The organism is Arthrobacter sp. B055-34, assembly GCF_059090425.1.
The window spans coordinates 406,232-424,567 of sequence record NZ_JBNHFQ010000004.1 but is presented as its reverse complement, the minus strand read 5'-3'; the positions used below and the strand labels follow the sequence as shown (position 1 = coordinate 424,567).

At 64.6% G+C, this 18,336-nt stretch carries 15 protein-coding genes; 8 read left to right on the top strand and 7 right to left on the bottom strand.

All coding sequences use genetic code 11. From position 1 onward, the window contains the following. Positions 1–252: 252 nt before the first annotated feature. Both AC5RWO_RS10515 and AC5RWO_RS10510 read left to right on the top strand, forming a co-directional pair. Complete coding sequence (locus tag AC5RWO_RS10515) at positions 253–987, top strand: LysM peptidoglycan-binding domain-containing protein (protein WP_498731317.1); 735 nt, start codon at positions 253–255, stop codon at positions 985–987. 38 nt (positions 988–1,025) lie between these two features. Next, on the top strand, positions 1,026–1,640 hold the full coding sequence (locus AC5RWO_RS10510; protein WP_498731316.1) for an Rv3235 family protein: 615 nt from the start codon (positions 1,026–1,028) through the stop codon (positions 1,638–1,640). Positions 1,641–1,658: 18 nt separating this feature from the next. Here the strand turns inward: AC5RWO_RS10510 and secA are convergent, their stop codons facing one another. From secA to mtrA, 7 genes are all read right to left on the bottom strand, one after another. After that, positions 1,659–4,400, bottom strand: coding sequence for a preprotein translocase subunit SecA (secA, locus tag AC5RWO_RS10505; protein WP_498731315.1), 2,742 nt, complete (start codon positions 4,398–4,400; stop codon positions 1,659–1,661). A gap of 44 nt (positions 4,401–4,444) precedes the next feature. Beyond that, positions 4,445–5,716 carry a winged helix-turn-helix domain-containing protein gene (locus tag AC5RWO_RS10500; RefSeq protein WP_498731314.1) on the bottom strand — a complete coding sequence of 424 codons (1,272 nt, stop codon included), beginning with the start codon at positions 5,714–5,716 and terminating at the stop codon, positions 4,445–4,447. Between the two features lie 40 nt (positions 5,717–5,756). Next, positions 5,757–6,482: a ribosome hibernation-promoting factor, HPF/YfiA family gene (gene hpf / locus AC5RWO_RS10495; protein WP_074701569.1), complete on the bottom strand. Its 726-nt coding sequence runs from the start codon at positions 6,480–6,482 to the stop codon at positions 5,757–5,759. 248 nt (positions 6,483–6,730) lie between these two features. Further along, positions 6,731–7,543 (bottom strand): ComF family protein, encoded by an 813-nt coding sequence (locus AC5RWO_RS10490; RefSeq protein ID WP_498731313.1) that lies wholly within the window; start codon positions 7,541–7,543, stop codon positions 6,731–6,733. Between the two features lie 107 nt (positions 7,544–7,650). Next, complete coding sequence (locus tag AC5RWO_RS10485) at positions 7,651–9,381, bottom strand: LpqB family beta-propeller domain-containing protein (RefSeq protein ID WP_498731312.1); 1,731 nt, start codon at positions 9,379–9,381, stop codon at positions 7,651–7,653. Next, on the bottom strand, positions 9,362–11,065 hold the full coding sequence (gene mtrB, locus AC5RWO_RS10480; RefSeq protein ID WP_498731311.1) for an MtrAB system histidine kinase MtrB: 1,704 nt from the start codon (positions 11,063–11,065) through the stop codon (positions 9,362–9,364). The genes AC5RWO_RS10485 and mtrB overlap by 20 nt, the downstream gene beginning before the upstream one ends. After that, the gene (mtrA, locus tag AC5RWO_RS10475) at positions 11,066–11,743 is read right to left on the bottom strand and encodes an MtrAB system response regulator MtrA (protein WP_169994053.1); all 678 of its coding nucleotides are present in this window, start codon (positions 11,741–11,743) and stop codon (positions 11,066–11,068) included. Between the two features lie 242 nt (positions 11,744–11,985). Between mtrA and AC5RWO_RS10470 the strand changes: the two genes are divergently transcribed. From AC5RWO_RS10470 to AC5RWO_RS10445, 6 genes are read left to right on the top strand one after another with little or no spacing between them, the layout of a single operon-like run. Then, positions 11,986–13,362, top strand: coding sequence for a DUF7847 domain-containing protein (locus tag AC5RWO_RS10470; RefSeq protein ID WP_498731310.1), 1,377 nt, complete (start codon positions 11,986–11,988; stop codon positions 13,360–13,362). After that, positions 13,359–14,063, top strand: a complete 705-nt coding sequence (locus AC5RWO_RS10465; RefSeq protein WP_498731309.1) for a DUF4129 domain-containing protein — start codon at positions 13,359–13,361, stop codon at positions 14,061–14,063. The genes AC5RWO_RS10470 and AC5RWO_RS10465 overlap by 4 nt, the downstream gene beginning before the upstream one ends. Continuing rightward, on the top strand, positions 14,060–15,301 hold the full coding sequence (locus tag AC5RWO_RS10460) for a DUF4350 domain-containing protein (protein ID WP_498731308.1): 1,242 nt from the start codon (positions 14,060–14,062) through the stop codon (positions 15,299–15,301). Before AC5RWO_RS10465 ends, AC5RWO_RS10460 begins: the two co-directional genes overlap by 4 nt. Then, positions 15,298–16,365, top strand: coding sequence for an AAA family ATPase (locus tag AC5RWO_RS10455; RefSeq protein ID WP_498731307.1), 1,068 nt, complete (start codon positions 15,298–15,300; stop codon positions 16,363–16,365). Before AC5RWO_RS10460 ends, AC5RWO_RS10455 begins: the two co-directional genes overlap by 4 nt. 15 nt (positions 16,366–16,380) lie before the next feature. Continuing rightward, the gene (locus AC5RWO_RS10450) at positions 16,381–17,673 is read left to right on the top strand and encodes a DUF58 domain-containing protein (protein ID WP_498731306.1); all 1,293 of its coding nucleotides are present in this window, start codon (positions 16,381–16,383) and stop codon (positions 17,671–17,673) included. Between the two features lie 9 nt (positions 17,674–17,682). Continuing rightward, positions 17,683–18,333, top strand: coding sequence for a DUF4166 domain-containing protein (locus AC5RWO_RS10445; protein ID WP_498731305.1), 651 nt, complete (start codon positions 17,683–17,685; stop codon positions 18,331–18,333). Positions 18,334–18,336 lie beyond the last annotated feature (3 nt).

Genomic DNA, 18,336 nt, shown 5'->3' with positions numbered 1-18,336 from the left:
AGCCGCGCAAGCTCGTTGGCTTCGGATTCAAGCCCCCGCTGGCCAGCGGCATGCAGTTGCGCTTCCATGTCCGCAAACAACGAGTCCCATCGCACTGCTCCAGCCTAGAAGCAGCATCAAAGAGGGTCAAACTGCGCCAAAGGGGTTTACACCGTCGCACGCTGATGCCATCATCGAGGGTCATAGCCATCTCAAACACATCAAATCGCATCAAACGATGTCAAACAGAACATTCTTTGCGTGGAGCGTGACATGAAGAAGACAGGAACGGACACAGTCGTCACCGTGATGATTCCGCTCTGCGGGGCAGCACTGCTGTGGGCAGGAGGCCGCATCAGCTTCGACGACGAGGGAACATGGCGTCCCTTGCTCTTGCACACGTACTCGGAATTACTAGCTTCCAGCGCGGCTCTGGTTGGCTTGGCGATTGTCGCTTGGTGGCTGGTTGGCATCGTCTGCGCTGTCGTCGGTGCCGTACTTCAGCGTGCCGGACATACCAAGCTCGCGGCTGCGTCCTTTGCCTGTAGCCCCGCATTCATGAAACGGCTCGCCACTGCCGTTATTGGACTCAATCTCCTAGCCGCACCAGTGGTGGCCAATGCCGCGCCCCCGGTATCCGGGACGGACAACGTATCCCAGTCAGCGTCGCTCCAGAGCAGTGCAGTTTCCCCGTACTTCCGGACGGGCCCGGCCTCATCAGGTGAATCCCATTCGGTCAGCCCTTGGTGGAAGCCGGCTGCGCCGCCGGCGTCACCGGGTCTCATCGCCAGGCCGATCAGCCAGACGAACGAGGAAGGCCGGGCCGTGACCGTGGGAGTCGGAGACACGCTGTGGGAAATCGCTGCCAAGGATCTGGGCAAGCTTGCCACCGACACCGAGATAGCGGCCCATTGGCCAAAATGGTACACCGCCAATATGGATGTCATCGGACCGGATCCTGCCGTACTTCTGCCCGGACAAGTCCTTCTAGCGCCCACAAACCGTTGAACTCGCCATCGCACCGTTAGATGAGGAAAGGCCATGCCATGAACAACGTCACCCCTATGCGGCAGGATAAGCCGGAACACGCGGACCGGGAGCTAACCGAGGTACAGGCGCTTGCGCCTGCCAGCGGAGCACCCCGGCCACTCACGGTCCGGCCAGTCAGGTCGCCGGATCCGGAGGATTACTTCGCACCCGTTATCCGGCTCCAGCCACGCACTCCTTCGCAGCCCGCTGGCCAGACAACGGATCGGGCGCCAGGCGGGCCGGTAGCAGAGCAAACCCACGGGATGGACGCCCAGGAACTGCGGCAGGTAACTGCTACCGCGAGATCCGTGGCTCAGGCCGCGATGGAAGCGATCGGTGGCACTCGCCCCGTCCAGCAGCTGGCTCGCTGGCTTGATCCCGTCTGCTACGAAAAGGTCGCCCGGCGCGCAGGCTTGGTCAGGGAACGGCAGAACCGCCGAGCTGCTGCTGGACAAACGGTCCTACGGCTCCACCGCAGTGCTACCATCCGTTCCTCCCGCGTGTGCCAGGTCTCGGACAGCGCCTATGAAGCATCCCTGGTGATCGCTGAAGCATCCAGAGTCCGCGCCGTGGCGCTGCGCCTTGAATTCAGGCGCGGACTCTGGAAGGTCGCGGCGTTGGAAATAGGGTGACAACAGGTCGGGAGCGGTTTACTTCCGGCGACGTTTGGCGTCCTTTGCCGCCTTCGCGCCGTCGGAAGCTTCAGCCTGATTCCCTGACTTGCCCGAGTTCTGCCGCTCGACACGGGTCACTGCTTCGCCGGTAACGGTCGGAGCCGTGAACTGCAGCGACGCCGGCCGCTGAGGTGCCTCCAGACCTGCCGCGGTTATCTCCGGTGCCCGAACTGCGCTGCGGCCATCCGTTACACCGGGAAGACCTGTCGGAGCAGGTTCTTTGACCTTGACTTCAAGGTTGAACAGATACCCAATGCTCTCTTCGCGGATGGCTTCCATCATCGCCTGGAACATGATGAAACCCTCACGCTGGTATTCCACCAGAGGATCGCGCTGTGCCATCGCGCGCAGGCCGATACCTTCCTTGAGATAGTCCATCTCATAGAGGTGTTCCTGCCACTTCCTGCCGATCACCGACAGCACGACCCGGCGCTCCAGCTCGCGCATGGTTGCGGCTCCAAGATCCTCTTCACGCTGAGCGTATGCAACCTTGGCATCCGAAACGATTTCTTCACGGAGGAAGTCCGCCGTGATTTTTGACTTGCCGCCAGCTTCCTCGACCACTTCGTCGATGGTTAGCTGGATCGGGTACAGCTGCTTGAGGTTCGTCCAAAGCTGCTCGTAGTCCCAGTCATCGCCGTGACCTTCCTGCGTCGCCTCATCCACCATGGCCGTGATGACGTCTTCGAGGAAGAAAGCGACCTTCTCATGCAGGTCATCGCCTTCGAGAATGCGGCGCCTGTCACCGTAGATCGCCTCGCGCTGGCGGTTCAACACGTCGTCGTACTTCAACACGTTCTTGCGTTGTTCGGCGTTGCGTCCCTCCACCTGGCCCTGGGCATTTTCGATTGCCTTGGACACCATCTTGGATTCCAGGGCAACGTCGTCAGGCATACGGGATGAGTTCATAATGCGTTCGGCTGCACCGGAGTTGAACAGCCGCATCAGGTCATCCGTTAGTGAGAGGTAGAAGCGCGACTCGCCGGGATCGCCCTGGCGGCCGGAACGTCCACGCAACTGGTTATCGATCCGGCGCGATTCATGGCGCTCGGTACCGAGCACGTAGAGCCCGCCTAGCTCCTTGACCTCGTCGTGTTCCGCCTTCACGGCCTTCTGCGCCGCTTCAAACGCCGCTGGCCAGGCCGCTTCGTACTCTTCGGGGTTTTCCGCGGGATCGAGCCCGCGCTTCTCCATTTCGGCCACGGCGTTGAATTCCGCGTTGCCGCCAAGCATGATGTCCGTGCCGCGGCCGGCCATGTTCGTCGCTACCGTGACCGCACCCTTGCGCCCGGCCTGGGCCACAATGGCAGCTTCACGCGCATGGTTCTTGGCGTTCAGCACCTCATGGCGTACCCCCTGCTTCGCCAACTGCTTAGACAGGTACTCGCTCTTTTCGACGCTCGTGGTGCCGACGAGTACCGGCTGCCCCTTTTCATGGCGCTCTGCAATGTCCTTAACGACGGCGTCAAACTTGGCCAGTTCGTTCTTGTAGATCAGATCCGGCTGATCAGCGCGGGCCATCGGCTTGTTGGTGGGAATGGGAACGACGCCGAGCTTGTAGGTGCTCATGAATTCGGCGGCCTCGGTTTCGGCCGTACCCGTCATGCCCGACAGCTTGTCGTAGAGCCGGAAGTAATTCTGCAGCGTGACCGTGGCCATCGTCTGGTTCTCGGCTTTGATCTCCACACCCTCTTTGGCCTCTATGGCCTGGTGCATACCCTCGTTATAGCGGCGGCCGGCGAGAATTCGGCCCGTGTGTTCGTCGACAATGAGGACTTCGCCGTTGAGGATGACGTAATCCTTGTCGCGCTTGAACAGTTCCTTGGCCTTGATGGCGTTGTTCAGGAATCCGATCAGCGGAGTGTTGGCCGACTCATAGAGGTTGTCGATGCCGAGGTAGTCCTCGACCTTTTCGATGCCGGATTCCAGCACGCCTACCGTGCGCTTCTTTTCATCGACTTCGTAGTCGTCCTCAACGTTCAGCCGCTTCACCACGCGGGCGAACTCTGTATACCAACGGTTCACGTCCCCCGAAGCCTGCCCGGAAATAATCAGCGGAGTACGGGCCTCGTCGATCAGGATCGAGTCCACTTCGTCAACGACGGCGAAATGGTGCCCGCGCTGGACCAGTTCGTCCTTGCTCCAGGCCATGTTGTCGCGGAGGTAGTCGAAGCCGAACTCGTTATTGGTTCCATAGGTGATGTCGGCGTTGTACTGTTCGCGGCGAACTGACGGGTTCTGGTTGGACAGGATGCAGCCGCTGGTCAGACCGAGGAACCGATAGACACGGCCCATCAGGTCGGACTGGTATTCGGCCAAATAGTCGTTGACCGTGATGACGTGGACGCCCTGGCCGGTCAAGGCATTCAGATAGGCAGGAGCTGTCGCGACCAAGGTCTTGCCTTCACCGGTTTTCATCTCGGCGATATTGCCCAGATGAAGCGCAGCGCCGCCCATAAGCTGGACATCGAAATGGCGCAGGCCGAGTGTACGGCTGGACGCTTCCCTAACGGCGGCAAACGCTTCGGGCAAGAGATCATCGAGATGCTCGCCGTCCTGGTAGCGCTGTTTTAAAGTGTCAGTCTCGCCGCGAAGCTCAGCATCCGAGAGGGCTTTGAAGTCCTCTTCGAGAATGTTGATCGCGTCAGCATAGTTGCGAAGCCTCTTCAGCGTCTTTTTGTCGCCGGTTCTTAGGACTCGCTCGAGAATCGATGGCACTGCTTTGCTCCCAGTCGTTTGCACAGAATTCTGGCTTCATCAGTCTACGGGAGAGACGTATCAACCTCTGCTTTGGTTCCCGCAGGGCGGACAAGTGACCTTCGGCGCTGCCCCGACAGCAAAATTTTAAGCGGCCCAGCCAAGTCCCCGCGGTCCTCCACCCGGACGCCATCCAGACCAAGCCAGCGCGACATCAGCTCCAGTTCGGCAGCAAGTTCGACGGCGGTATCCGCAGGTGCATCGGCCTCGCCGAAGGCCCCCTTGACCAGGAGCAGGCCGGCCGACCGGTCTGCCTTGAGGTCCACCCTGGCACACAAGGACTCCCGCAGCAGGAACGGCAGGACGTAGTACCCGTAGCGCCGCTGCGCGGCAGGGGTATAGATTTCGATCCGGTAATGGAAGTGGAAGAGGCGTTCCAGCCGGCGCCGCTCGAAGACCAGCGAATCGAAAGGTCCGAGCAATGCGCGGCCTCTCGCCGTACGAGGCCGGAGCGCCTCGGTGTGCAGATAGTGCGGTCCCTGCCATCCGTCGACAGCTACTTCTTCCACTCTGCCTTCGGCCAGGAGCTGCTGCAGGGCCGCCGCGGCCGGCTGAACCGGAATCCGGAAATAATCGGCGAAACATTTCAGCGTACCGATGCCGTGGGCTGTCGCGGCGGCATCTATCAACCGAACCATCGCGTCGTCTTTCTCGGGTCGCTCGGAGGGATCGACGCGCTTCGGCATCACTTGCCCGGTCAAAGCGTAGAGCCGCTCGAACTGTGCGTTCCGGCCAGCAGCGCTGACGTCACCGCGTTCAAACAGGTCTTCAAGCACGCGTTTGGCCGCGTTCCAGTTCCACCCCCATTGGGCTGTGGAACGGGTTTCGGCATGACCAATCCGTTCGGCAACGGCTCGGGCGCTCAAGGGACGCGACGAAGCGAGAGCCTGCATGATCCGCTCCGACAAGTCATCCCGGGTATCCGGGTCCATCGCAGACGCGCCCACCCATTTTCGTTTCTGCCACACGCGCAGGTCGTTAAAGTGGTCCGGCCGGATGTAGCTGGCTTCGTGCGCCCAGTACTCAACCATGCGTCTCGGAGCCTTGCCCGCAAAGCGATGCAGGATTTCGACGTCGTAGTTACCCAGACGGGAAAACAACGGCAGGTAATGGGCCCGGGTCAGCACGTTCACCGAATCGATCTGCAACAGTTGCAGCCGGTCAAAGGTACGGCCCACCGCTCTTGCCGAAACAAGACCGGTGGGCCGCTCCCTGTGGAGGGACTGTGCAGCGAGCGCGATGCGCCGGGCCTGGCGGAGACTTAGGGGTGCAGCCATCCACCTATCCTAGGCACTGGATTGCGCTTGCCTTGAGGTTTTAAGCGTTTGCTCCTTCTGCTGCGCGGTACGCCAGAAGCTCTTCCTTCGCGGTGGATTCCTCTTTGCAATCGGCGTCCAGCGAAATCACACCATAGGTCCAGCCGCGGCGCCGGTAGACAACACTCGGGGAGTTCGTTGCCGAATCGATGAACAAGTAAAAGTCGTGCCCGACGAGTTCCATGTTGTCGACAGCGTCGTCGAGCGTCATCGGCGGGGCCGGAAAGACCTTCCGGCGGATCAGGACCGGCGAATCGCCGGCCGGAATGTCATTCTCTATTTCATATTCGTCCGTAGTTTGCGCTGATGGAGTGGAGCCGTTCAGGCTGGCCTCCGATGTCTCGACATGCAGCGGCTTGGTGGTGCTTGCAGGTTCGAGCGACGCGGTAGCTTCATGGACGCCCTTGGGGTTGTGGCGTCCATGGTGGACCTTGCGGCGGTCACGGGCCCGGCGAAGGCGTTCCATGAGCTTGCCGTAGGCCAGATCGAAGGCGGCAAATTTGTCAGCTGCGGTGGCTTCCGCACGAACAACGGGGCCGCGGCCTAGTACTGTGAGCTCGACGGTCATGGAGCTGTCCGCCTGACGAGCGTTTATTTCCTTCGTAATCTTGGCATCCAGCCGCTGAACCTTGTCGCCCAGCTGCTCTATTTTGGAGATCTTCTCTTCGGCGTATTCCCGGAACCGGTCGGAGACCGAGAGGTTGCGGCCGTTGATATTGAATTCCATGGTGCCCTCCATAACTGCTTTAGATGACACAACAGCGACTGAAGAAAATTTCTCCTCCCAGTCGCTGAAGACGGGCCCTCGTCCCTTTTTGCGGAGCCCATACTTCACGTTAAGGCAACGTCATCCTTTATTCACCCCCTCCCCCGCGGATTTTTCCTAAAACGTCCCACATTGTTGGCTTCCGCCCTGTATCTGCGCGGATCCGCGCCATTACGCCTGCGGCTGATTCCGGTTTGTGTCGCGATGCTTCAGGCGGTTCCGGAGGGCGCGGTTGTCGCAGCCACAACCACGCCAGCATCAACTACTGCGCCCGCCTCGCGCAGGGCCCTCGTCAACTCGGCCAGGGTCGATCCGGTTGTGAGCACGTCATCGACCAGAATGCAGTGTCGGTTCTGCAGGGACGGGGTGTAGCGCCGCTTGATCCGCATGGATGAGGAGACGTTGCTCCGCCGGCCGGATTTGCCCAGCGACTTCTGCGAAGCTGCCGGCAGGATACCTTTCGCCAATCCGGCTATACCGGATCGGATACAGGCCGCGCGCAGCACGGACAATTCAGGCGGCAGGAGTTTCTGCCGTTCCAGTCGGCGCAGCAGCAAGTCCAGCGGGTCGTAGCCGCGCCGTCTGCGCGAACTGGAGCGGGAGGGCACGGGCACCAGAAAAACCCCTGGATGGCCGCCGTCGATGTGCGCCGCGGCGTGGACAGCGGCTGCGAGCGCAGGGGCCAGCGCGCGCACAAGGTCCGTCCGGCCTTGGTTTTTGTAGGCCAGGATCGCCTGGGACAGCTCGTGCCGGTAACGGCCCGCAGCCATAACCGGCAGAACCTCGGCCACGTCCGTCCCGACGAAGGGCAACGACTCGGCTCCGTCCTCGGCGCGGTAAGGCCGCACGGTCGCCCTACGCAGCCTGCTCCGGCAGGGCGGACACAGTGTGTGGTCCTCGGCCCCGCAGCTAACGCAATCGGTAGGCAGCACAAGGTGGCCGAACTCCGCGGTCCACCGCAGCACCCGCTGCACCGCGGCGTGGAAGTACACAGCATCAAACAGGGCAGCAGGGAACCACATGCTTTCCACCCTCAAGCATCATTGACGGCCAGGCAATGCCCGTGCGCCGCCTGTGGACAACGAGCCACCCCTGCCGAACGGGCACCCTCATGGGGCTGCCCGTCCGGTTATCCCGGGAATGACGGATCGATCACCAGCGGCGGTGGCTGTGGCGCCCAGCTGTTGCCGACCCGGATATACAGCGCTTCCTCCGTCTGGGCATAAACGTCCTGGTCTCCGTTGCCGGCACTGATGTCCCGCATTCCGTTCAGTGGCGCCATCCGCTGCGAGCCGCCGTCGAGCCTTAATATTTCCGTTTCCACTGGTTCGTCCGCCGATGACTGCATGACGATCACCGTTGATTCGTTGGCCCACACCCCTGAATCCGCGGGAACGGAAGCATCCAGCTCGATCGGCGTGCTGATGCTGCGCGGCTGTCCGTCCTGGTCCCGGACCACGCCGGCAATGTAGACCTTGGACTCGTCTCCTTCACGGGCGATGATCAGGGCGCGGGCGCCTTCCCGCGAGATCCGCAGTTCCTCGATGGTCCGCTCCGAGAACCATTGCGCGGTGATGTCGACCCGCGTCCGCTCCTCATCAGGGGCGGTGGCGTAGACCGCACCACTCTGGTCGCCGACGGCAGTCCAGGTCCAGCCGAACGGATCGACGCTGGGGGCGGTCAGCTGCGTTCCGGCCACTGCCTGATGCGCTGTCCTGTCCGGGCCAATAACGTACATCCGGTTGCGCTCCGCGTTCAGGAACCCGAAGTGCTCCTGGTCCAAGGACATGGCCGGATCACGGGGATTGAGTTCCGAGACAGCGGGCAGGTTCTGCGGCTCGACTGGACGCGAACCTTCGTAGAACGTCAGTTCGTTGTCCAGCACCCCGATCTGGAGACTGCCGACCGCGGGATTGGTCACGGCGGCTTGGAAGGCAGGATCCGGGGACGGACCTAGATCAACCTCCCGCTGGTCCACGGTCATGTGCACTGTGCTGACCGTGTTCAACCCGCCCAGCGTTAGCTCCAGCTGCTGCTGCATCTGCTGTCGGCGCAGGAAAGTGGTGCCGGTCAGGACTTCGGCCGAGAGGTCAACCGTGGCCGCCCCGCTTTCCACCGGCACCGAGCGCCTGACCAGCGTGGACCCCTCCGGGAAGGCACTGATCACCGCGCCGCTGAGGTACGGGGCCGGCCCTTCCAGGAGCGAGGAGACTATCGCCGCCGATACCCCCTGCCGGCTGGCGTACCAACGTACATCGGGCACAGCATAGGTGTACGTGGCGTCGTAGAAATAGAGGTTGTAGGCGGAGAACAGCGTCTGGAAGTCGACGTTGGAAACCATGGTGCCATCCGGAATCTCGGCGATCCGCCATTCGCCGTCCACATCGGTCAGCACCACCGGCACTGACTCCGTGGCGCCTTCCTCCGCCGGCTCACGGATCCCGTGTTCGTCGATGACCGAGGCGACTTCGAGCTGCACCACGAATTCGGTGTCCGTAGGCGACCCCACGATGTTCACCGAATTCCGGTAGACAACAGTGCGCTCCACCGGCTGCCATTCGCCCGCGAGCGACGGTGCGAGGAATTCACGCGCCGTGCGGTAATCGTCTTGGGCCGCGGTTCCCGCGAGCAGGAAGCCGTCGACAATGGCTTTGGGATCCGCGCCCGGGACAGGTCCCGGCGGATTGAATGTGTACTCGGCCGCCTCGGTCTGGGGCTCTTCGCCCTGGCTGGTTCCCACCGGGCCCGACATGGGAATGGAGGAGCAGGCGCTGAGCATGATCAAGGCGGCAAGAAGTACGACGGCGGCGCGTAGCAGTGCGCCCGGCCCGCCTTTGCGCTCACCCAACATCCGTTGCATGGTGTTCCCCCTCCATCGTGACCTGCACATCCTGCCGTTCCGGCGCGGAGATTTCCGCGGGCCCGCCGTGGGCCTCGGCGGGCGGCAGCGGCAGCGGAGACCGCGTCAGCACCGTGTCCCGCCGCCGCGGCAAAGTCAGCCGGAAGCAGGATCCCTTTCCTGGTTGACCCCAGGCCTGCAGCCAGCCGCCATGCAGCCTGGCGTCCTCGGTCGCGATGGACAGCCCGAGCCCGCTGCCGCCGGTCGTCCGTGCCCGGGCCGGATCCGCCCGCCAGAACCTGTCGAAAACCCGGGATGCTTCCAGGGGCGTCATGCCGATGCCGTGGTCGCGCACTTCAACGGCAACCGCGTCCTCGGAGGAAGCAACAATCACTTCCACCGGCTGCCCCTCGCCGTGCTCCAGGGCGTTGACGATGAGGTTACGCAGGATCCGGTCGATGCGGCGCGGATCCATCTCCACCACGCAACTGGTTTCAGCGGACACCAGCTCAATTTTCGACCCGGAGTTCTCCGCCAACGGCTGCGCACCCTCCATGGCATGGCGGACGACGTCGAAAATTTCGGTTGGCTCTGCTTCCAGCACCGCCACGCCGGCATCGAAACGGGAGATCTCCAGCAGGTCAGCCAGGAGCGCCTGGAACCGCTCCACCTGGTGATAGAGCAGTTCGGCAGATCGGGAATTGATCGCATCGAAGTCCGAACGGGCATCGTAGAGGACCTCGGCTGCCATCCGCACCGTAGTCAGCGGGGTGCGCAGTTCGTGGGAGACATCGGAAACGAACCGCTGCTGCATCTCCGACAGCGTGGCGAGCTGGGTGATCTGTTCCTGCAGGCTGGCCGCCATCCGGTTGAAGGACTCGCCGAGCCGCGCCAGTTCGTCCTCGCCACGGACCTCCACCCGTTCCTGCAGTTGACCCGCCGCCAACTTTTCGGCCGCGATGGCGGTTTGGCTCACGGGATGCACCACGGCGCGCGTCAGCAGCCAGACGATCCCGCCGGTGAGTATCAGCAGCAGGCCTCCGCCGATCCAGAGGATGCCGTGGATGAAGTCCAGGGTCTGCTGGACAGCTGACAGGTCGTAGATCAGATAGAGCGCGTAGGTGTTGCCAGGCGGCAGCGACACCTGTGTGCCGAACGCGATGGCGGGCACATCGTGGTCGCCCCGGGGCAGGGCCATGGGCTGGCGGTACTGGCCGGTCCCGCTGGCGACCGCCTGGCTGAGCCCTTCAGGGATGATGCTCGCGGTAATGCTGGTGTTTGACCGGCTGGCGACGTAGAGGTTCTGCGCGTCCTTCATGGGAGTCAGCAGATAGTAGCGCGGCGTGCCCCCGCCGGTGCCCTCCAGCAGCTTCAGGGTGTCCGCCACCATGCTGGTGACCGTGGCCCGGTCGCTGGCCGCGGAGCCTTCGAAAATCCTCTTGGCCCGGTTCAGTTCCTGCCGGGACTCCGCCTCCGCCTGCTGCAGCCGGTCCTGGTACAGCCCCGAGGCAATCTGGCTGGAGAGGAATGCGCCCACGCCAAGAAAGGCAAATGCGGTCAGCAGGACGGTTGCCGTTACCGTACGGAACTGCAGCGAGCGCCGCCACCTGGCCGCTATCTTGTCGCGGCCGGCCAGAACGGCGCGCCAGAACGGGGCGGCTGCCGCCTTCAGCCCCGATAACCACCGCGTGAGCGCGGGATTCAACTAACCTTGGCCAGCCTTGTATCCCACGCCGCGGACGGTCAGGACCACCTCGGGCGCTTCCGGATCCCGTTCGATCTTGGAACGCAGCCGCTGGACATGGACGTTGACCAACCGGGTGTCTGCGGCATGGCGGTAGCCCCAGACCTGTTCCAGGAGAAGTTCGCGGGTAAATACCTGCCACGGTTTACGGGCCAGCGCAACCAGCAGGTCGAATTCCAGCGGCGTCAGCGAGATCTTCTCGTCGCCGCGGTGCACCACATGACCTGCCACATCAATAACGACGTCGGCAATCCGCAGGGTTTCCGGCGCACGTTGGTCTCCGGGCCGCAGGCGGGCACGCACGCGGGCCACGAGTTCGGCAGGCTTGAAAGGCTTGGGCACATAGTCGTCGGCACCGGATTCCAGGCCCCGGACCACATCCGAGGTATCGGACTTTGCCGTCAGCATGACAATAGGCACGTCCGACTCGCCGCGGATCAGCCGGCAGACTTCAATGCCGTCCATGCCGGGCAGCATGAGGTCCAGGAGCACAAGGTCCGGCTTGGAGCTGCGGAATACCTCCACCGCCTGGCTGCCGTCCGCGCAGAACACCGGATCGAATCCGTCATTGCGCAGGACAATGCCGATCATTTCGGACAAAGCCTCATCATCGTCTACGACAAGTATGCGTGCCTTCATATCTCCATATTCCCCTATTGGCCCTTGCAATGTCGCGTTGGCCACAGTGCAGTACAGCGCTATGTTCCCTCCCGGTGACCCTTCGGCCGAGTGCTGAGTGAAGTTGGGAGACGGAAACTATAGGCTGTTGTGAGGCTAGCACTTCGTACGGCCGGTAAGCCTGCCGGCCGACACGCCACGACGGCGGCACCTCGGCTCTCGCCGGGCGTTGCGGGTGCTCAACGATCATCAAGGGGAACTCCATGGCTCAGGGATCAGACGGCGCCGCTCAGCAGCCGGAGCAGCCGGCTCCCGGTCAGCCCCAGCAGCCCGGCTCCTGGGGACAGGGCCAGCCCGGCCGGCCGGAGTGGGGCCAACAACCGCAGTGGGGCCAGCAGCCACAGTGGGGCCAGCAGAGTCCTTACGGTGCGGGCGGTCCGCCGCCTTACGGGCAGCCGGCCGGCTGGCAGACTCCGCCGAATCCGTACGGCTACAACGGCTACGTTGCTCCGCCGAAGCCTGGCGTCATTCCGCTGCGCCCCCTCGGCGTGGGCGAGATCCTGGACGGTGCCTTTCAGGCGGCCCGCAAGAACGCGGCCGCTGTCTTCGGCACGGCCGTCCTGTTCCAGATCGGCATCAGCGTCCTGGCCTGGATCGCCGGCAGCCTGATCATTTCCCTGCTGGGCGGGCTCCAGGTCATGACCAATGAAGAGCTATCGGACGAATCAGCCATCGCGCTGGTGCTGTCCCTGGCGACCTCCTCGTTGGTGCTGGGGCTGCTCTCCAGCGTCGGAATCCTGCTGCTGCAAGGCCTGCTGGCCATTCCGACGGCCCGCGCTACCGTCAATCAGAAAACGAGCTTCGGCCTGATGTGGTCACTGTCGCGAGGACGGGTCTGGGCTCTCATCGGCATGGGCCTGTTGTACCTGGTCCTGACCGTGGCGGCGCTGGTAGCCGTCATTGCCGGCTCGTTCTTCCTCGCCGACCAGCTCGGAGCCACCTCGGTATGGATCATCGTCGGGATCATTCTGGCGCTGACGTTCCTGAGTATCTGGATCGGCGTCAAGCTGATGCTGGCTCCCGCCGTCGTCGTTATGGAGCGCAAGGGCATCATCGGCGCTTTCGTCCGGTCCTGGCAGCTGACTAACCGCAGCTGGTGGCGGACCTTCGGCATCGTGCTGCTGTGCACCATCATTGTCGGCGTCATCACCTCGGTCATCAGCATGCCGATCTCCTTTCTGATCGGCATTGCCGGCCCGGCCATGGGAGACCCGTCCGATCCGGAAGCCATGCTCACCGCGATGGGCCCCCTGACGCTGGTGTCCATGCTGGTTTCCTCCCTGTTCTCCGCGATCGGCTACGCCTTCCAGGCCGCGGTCATCGCCCTGGTCTACACCGACCTACGGATCCGTCGCGAGGGGTTCGACGTTGTCCTGCTCCGCGAACATGAGCAGGCCGCGGGACGCGAAACCCGGACCATCCCGGGCCTCGGTTCCGTCGCCGGAAATGGCGCAAGCTTCGATGCCTCCGGACCGTTCGGCCCCTCGGGCCCGGCGGGTCATTCGGGTCATTCGGGTCCGGCAAGCCAACCGGGCCAACCCGGCCCGTCCGGGTATCCGGGCAGTCCCGGAGCGCCGTGATCGCCGGCTATTCGGCCGTTCCGCCGGTTTTCGCGCTGCCTCCGGTTCCTGCCGCCGTTCCTCCGGTGTCGCCCGGAGAGGACGAAGCGCGCGAACTGCTCATCCGTGAGCTGGCCAAGGAACCGTACCAGGAGGCCAAGCCGGGACTGCTCGACCGGATACTAACGGCGATCTCCGATTGGTTTACCGATCTCATCGAATCCTTGGAGGGAGTGAGCCCGAACTTGGGGACGGCGCTGATCGTCCTGGCGGCAGTCCTGGTCATCGGCGCAGCCATCTGGTTGGTCCGCCCGCGGCTGAACGCCCGCAAGCGCGCCGCGGCCGAGGTCTTCGACGACGCCGTCCAGCTCACTGCCGCCGAACACCGACGGCGGGCAGCCGATGCCGCGGCCAGCCAGGAGTGGAACACGGCCGTCGCTGAGGAATTCCGCGGGCTGGTCCGGGCAATGGAGGAACGCGTCATCCTGCAGCCCCAGCCCGGCCAGACGGCCGACGAAGCCGCTGCCAGCATCGCGCCGGCTTTCCCCCGGCACGCTGCCGAAGTCCGGTGCAGCGCCGCCTTGTTCGACGGCGTGCGCTATGGCAACGTCCCGGCATCGGAGCAGGACTACAACACGGTGCTCGGCCTGGGCAACGCCCTCGCAGGAACCAGCCCCGTGTTCGGCCCGGGCGCACCGTCGGATCTGGCGGTGCCGCGATGAGCCAGGCAACGGCCGCGCACGCATCGGCAGACACCGTTGACGGCAGCGGCGAGGACCAGACTGCGTGGTCGGTGGCGAAGCAGCGGCTGCGCCGGTGGGGTTTCTGGCTGCTGCTGGGCGCGTTGCTGATCGCTGCCGTCCTCGTCCAGCTGCTGCGCTCACCTGCGGCCGACCGCGAGGACCTCTCCCCCGCCAATCCTGCCCCCAATGGCGCCATGGCGGTGGCCGAGGTGCTGCGGCAGCAAGGCGTTGAGGTGATTGCCACGGATGCGCTCGACGAGACGCTGGGCGCGTTGGAGGATGGCGGGACATTGCTGTTCCACGACGCCAACAACTACCTGGAACCGGAGCAGCTGACCCGGCTGGCCGACCATGGAGGCCGCACGGTCCTGGTCCGGCCCGGCTTCCAGCACCTGCAGGAACTGGCGCCGGAGATCAGTGCCGCCGGACGCGTTCCGGAGGATGGCGGCCCGTTGGCCGCGGAGTGCCTGACCAACGACGACGGCGCGGGCAGTCCGGCGCCGGACGGACAGGATTCCGGGACGCAGCCGGCCGGGAGCATCAGCCGCGGCGGCCTGGGCTACCGGGGCCCGGTCATGTGCTTCACGTACGAGACCGGGGCCGAGCCTGCAGCTTCCTATGTCACTTCGGCGGACGGCGGAACCATTGTGCTTGGCGCCGGCCATGTCCTGAGCAATGAGGCGATTGTCGAGCGGGGCAATGCCGCCCTGGCCCTAAACACCCTGGGCAGCGCCGACCGGCTCGTCTGGTACCGGCCGTCGCTGTCGGACCTCGCCGTGCCGGAGGAGCCGCAAAGCCCGCTGGCGCTGTTGCCGGCCTGGGTCGCCCCCGTCACATTGTGGCTGCTGGCCGTGGGGGTGCTGGCCATGCTGTGGAAAGGACGGCGCCTGGGCAGGCTGGTCCAGGAGCCGCTGCCCGTCGTCGTACCCGCCGCGGAAACCGCCGCCGGCCGCGCCCGGCTGTACCAGGACTCCAAGTCCATCCGGCGCGCAGCCGCCAACCTGCGCGCGGCAACCCTGACCCGGCTGGCTGCGAAGCTGCGCCTAGGGGCCGGCATCAGTGCGTCCGCCGTCGTCGATGCCGTAGCCCGGCACAGCAACCGGCCAGGCGTCGAGCTGGACCGGTTGCTGCGGACGTACATTCCCGAAAACGAATCCCAGCTGGTGGACTGGGCACAGAACCTGCAATCCCTAGAGAAAGAGATCCTGGACCAATGAGCGATTATCCGCAGCACGCCCCCGGTTTCATGGCGGGCACCGCGGCGCAGCGATCCGCCTCGGCAGATGGACCGGCCGCGTCCCATCCCGATCCGGCTGGCCCGGGGACCTCCGACGACCGCCTCCGCCAGGCGCTGCTGGATGTGCGCAGCGAGGTAGCCAAGGCGGTGGTCGGCCAGGATGCCACGGTGACCGGGCTGCTCATCGCCCTGCTCTCCCATGGCCACGTGCTGCTGGAGGGCGTTCCGGGTGTGGCCAAAACACTGTTGATCCGCACCTTGTCCGCCGCGCTGAGCCTGGATACCAAGCGTGTGCAGTTCACCCCGGACCTCATGCCCGGCGACGTAACCGGCTCGCTCATCTACGACGCGCACACTGCGGAATTCACCTTCCGCCACGGTCCGGTCTTCACCAACATCCTGCTGGCCGACGAGATCAACCGGACGCCGCCGAAAACCCAAGCTTCCCTCCTCGAGGCGATGGAAGAGCGCCAGGTGTCAGTGGACGGCGTGGCCCGGAAGCTGCCCGAACCGTTCATTGTCGCCGCAACGCAGAACCCCATCGAGTATGAAGGCACCTATCCGCTGCCTGAGGCCCAGCTGGACCGTTTCCTGCTGAAAATGACGATGAACCTACCGGACCGCGATGCCGAGATCGAGATCATCCGCCGCCACAGCATGGGCTTCGACCCCCGCGATCTGCAGGCCGCCGGCGTACGGCCCGTCGCCTCCGTCGAGGACCTGGCGCAGGCCAGGGCCGCCGTCGCGCGCGTCAGCATCTCCGCGGAGGTGCTCGGCTACATCGTCGACATCACCCGCGCCACCCGTTCCGCCCCGAGCTTCCAGCTGGGAGTTTCGCCGCGCGGCGCTACCGCCTTGCTCAACACGGCCAAAGCCTGGGCCTGGCTCTCCGGCCGCAGCTATGTCACTCCGGATGACGTGAAGGCCCTGACCCTGCCGGCTCTGCGGCACCGCGTCGGGCTGCGCCCGGAAGCCCAGATGGACGGGGTCCAGGTCGATGATGTGCTGCACAGCATCCTGGCCACCGTTCCGGTTCCCCGCTGACGTGATGGAACTTCAATGGCGCTGACCGGACGCTTCATTCTGCTGGCACTGGCCGGCGTTTTCCCGCTGATCCTGTTCCCCACGGGACAGACGGCCCTGTGGTGGTGCCTGTTTCTGGCCGTGGTGCTGGCAGCCGACCTGGGTTTGGCCGGTTCGCCGCGGAAGATCGGTTTGGAACGCCGGATACCTCCGAGCGTCCGCCTGACGGAAGAATGCACCGCGGAACTGCTGGTGACGAACCATGGGACCCGCCAGCTGAAAGCGGTCCTCCGGGACGGCTGGCAGCCTTCCGCCGGTGCCATAAACCCGGTGCAGCGGATCAGCATTCCTGCGGGCGAGCGGCGGTTGCTTGCGGTCCGGCTCCGTCCCGAGCGCCGCGGCGATCTGCTGGCACACCATGTGGCCGTCCGGTCGCTGGGGCCGCTGGGCCTGGCCGCCCGGCAGCTCTCCTTTCCGGCCCCTGCCCGGCTGCGTGTACTCCCGCCTTTCCACGCCAAACGGCATCTGCCCTCGAAACTGCGCAAGCTGCGTGAGCTCGACGGCAAGGCCGCAGTCCAGATCCGGGGTGCCGGGACCGAATTCGATTCCCTGCGCGACTATGTCCGCGGCGACGATGTCCGCTCGATCGACTGGCGTGCCACCGCAAGGCGGCAGGCCGTCGTCGTACGCACGTGGCGTCCGGAACGGGACCGCCGAGTGGTGATCGTGCTGGACACTTCGCGCACCGCGGCGGCCAGGATCGACAACGAGCCCAGGCTGGACACGGGCATCGAAGCGTCCCTGCTGCTGGCGGCTCTGGCCGAGCGGGGCGGGGACCGCGTGGATTTCCTCGCCTTCGACCGCAGGGCCCGCGCAACGGTCAGATCGGCGTCCAAAGGGAACCTGCTCAACCAGTTGGTCAACGCGATGGCCACGGTGGAGCCGGAGCTCATCGAAGCGGACTGGTCCCAGATCCCCGCACAGGTCCACAACATCTCTTCCCACCGTTCCCTGGTGGTGCTGCTGACCTCGCTGGATTCGGGCTCGGCCGAGGAATCGCTGCTGCCGATGCTGGCGCAGCTGACCGCCAAGCATGTGGTGGTGGTTGCCTCCGTCCGGGATCCGCTGCTGGATGAGCTGCGGGCTGAGCGCGGCACCGCCACGGATGTCTTCCGGGCCGCCGCCGCGGAACGGGCGCTCCTGGACCGGGCCGCCATCACCGAGCAGATCAAGCAGCTGGGTGCCGAAGTGGTGGACGCCGATCCGCACCAGCTGCCGCCGCAGCTGGCCGATACCTATATCCGGCTCAAAGCCGCCGGCCGGCTTTAGGGGATCCGGATGGCTTCGGTCTACCAGCTGGCCATGGGCCAGGACTTCGCCCTGCTGCAACCCGAGCTGCAGGAGTATTTCAGCCTGGCCGCGGAATCCGGCCCGGCCGCTGCCGGAGGTTCCGCCGTTGGTCTCGGCACGGGGGTTTTCGACGTCGCCGGCTGTCCGCGTTCGGTGCTCCGTCCGATCCTGCGGCTCGCCGGCCGGGATCATGCGCTCTTCCCCGAATACCAGCGGGACGTGCCGTTCAGCATTGAAAACCGCGCCCATCTGGATGCAACCGGCAGGCCCGCCCTGACCGCCGTCCGGACCATAAATTTCGACGGCGGCCGGCGCACCATGCAGGACACGACGGTGTGGGAGGTCGGGGCCGGATTGACAGACGTGCTGGGTCGCAGCGGCACGGTGCGGACAGATCTGGTCTGCTCGGCCGGAGCAGACGGCCGGATGCGGCTGGTCTCCCGCCGCACCAGTTTTGGCGCCGGCCGGTTCCGGCTGGGCCTGCCGCGGCTGCTGGAAGCCGCCGCCTTCACCGAGCAATGGTGGGACCGTTCCGAAGGCCACTTCCGGATCCGCACCAAGGTGCTTCAACGCCAATTGGGCACCGTGCTTGAGTACCGAGGATCGTTCTCCTACCAGCTGGTGCCCTCCCAGGGCTGACCG

What these genes read in the sequence shown, in the direction of transcription:
- AC5RWO_RS10515 (WP_498731317.1), top strand. Translation starts at nt 253, where the DNA reads ATGAAGAAGACAGGAACGGACACAGTCGTCACCGTGATGATTCCGCTC.
- AC5RWO_RS10510 (WP_498731316.1), top strand. Translation starts at nt 1,026, where the DNA reads ATGAACAACGTCACCCCTATGCGGCAGGATAAGCCGGAACACGCGGAC.
- AC5RWO_RS10500 (WP_498731314.1), bottom strand. Translation starts at nt 5,716, where the DNA reads ATGGCTGCACCCCTAAGTCTCCGCCAGGCCCGGCGCATCGCGCTCGCT.
- hpf (WP_074701569.1), bottom strand. Translation starts at nt 6,482, where the DNA reads ATGGAATTCAATATCAACGGCCGCAACCTCTCGGTCTCCGACCGGTTC.
- AC5RWO_RS10490 (WP_498731313.1), bottom strand. Translation starts at nt 7,543, where the DNA reads ATGTGGTTCCCTGCTGCCCTGTTTGATGCTGTGTACTTCCACGCCGCG.
- AC5RWO_RS10485 (WP_498731312.1), bottom strand. Translation starts at nt 9,381, where the DNA reads ATGCAACGGATGTTGGGTGAGCGCAAAGGCGGGCCGGGCGCACTGCTA.
- mtrA (WP_169994053.1), bottom strand. Translation starts at nt 11,743, where the DNA reads ATGAAGGCACGCATACTTGTCGTAGACGATGATGAGGCTTTGTCCGAA.
- AC5RWO_RS10470 (WP_498731310.1), top strand. Translation starts at nt 11,986, where the DNA reads ATGGCTCAGGGATCAGACGGCGCCGCTCAGCAGCCGGAGCAGCCGGCT.
- AC5RWO_RS10460 (WP_498731308.1), top strand. Translation starts at nt 14,060, where the DNA reads ATGAGCCAGGCAACGGCCGCGCACGCATCGGCAGACACCGTTGACGGC.
- AC5RWO_RS10455 (WP_498731307.1), top strand. Translation starts at nt 15,298, where the DNA reads ATGAGCGATTATCCGCAGCACGCCCCCGGTTTCATGGCGGGCACCGCG.
- AC5RWO_RS10450 (WP_498731306.1), top strand. Translation starts at nt 16,381, where the DNA reads ATGGCGCTGACCGGACGCTTCATTCTGCTGGCACTGGCCGGCGTTTTC.
- AC5RWO_RS10445 (WP_498731305.1), top strand. Translation starts at nt 17,683, where the DNA reads ATGGCTTCGGTCTACCAGCTGGCCATGGGCCAGGACTTCGCCCTGCTG.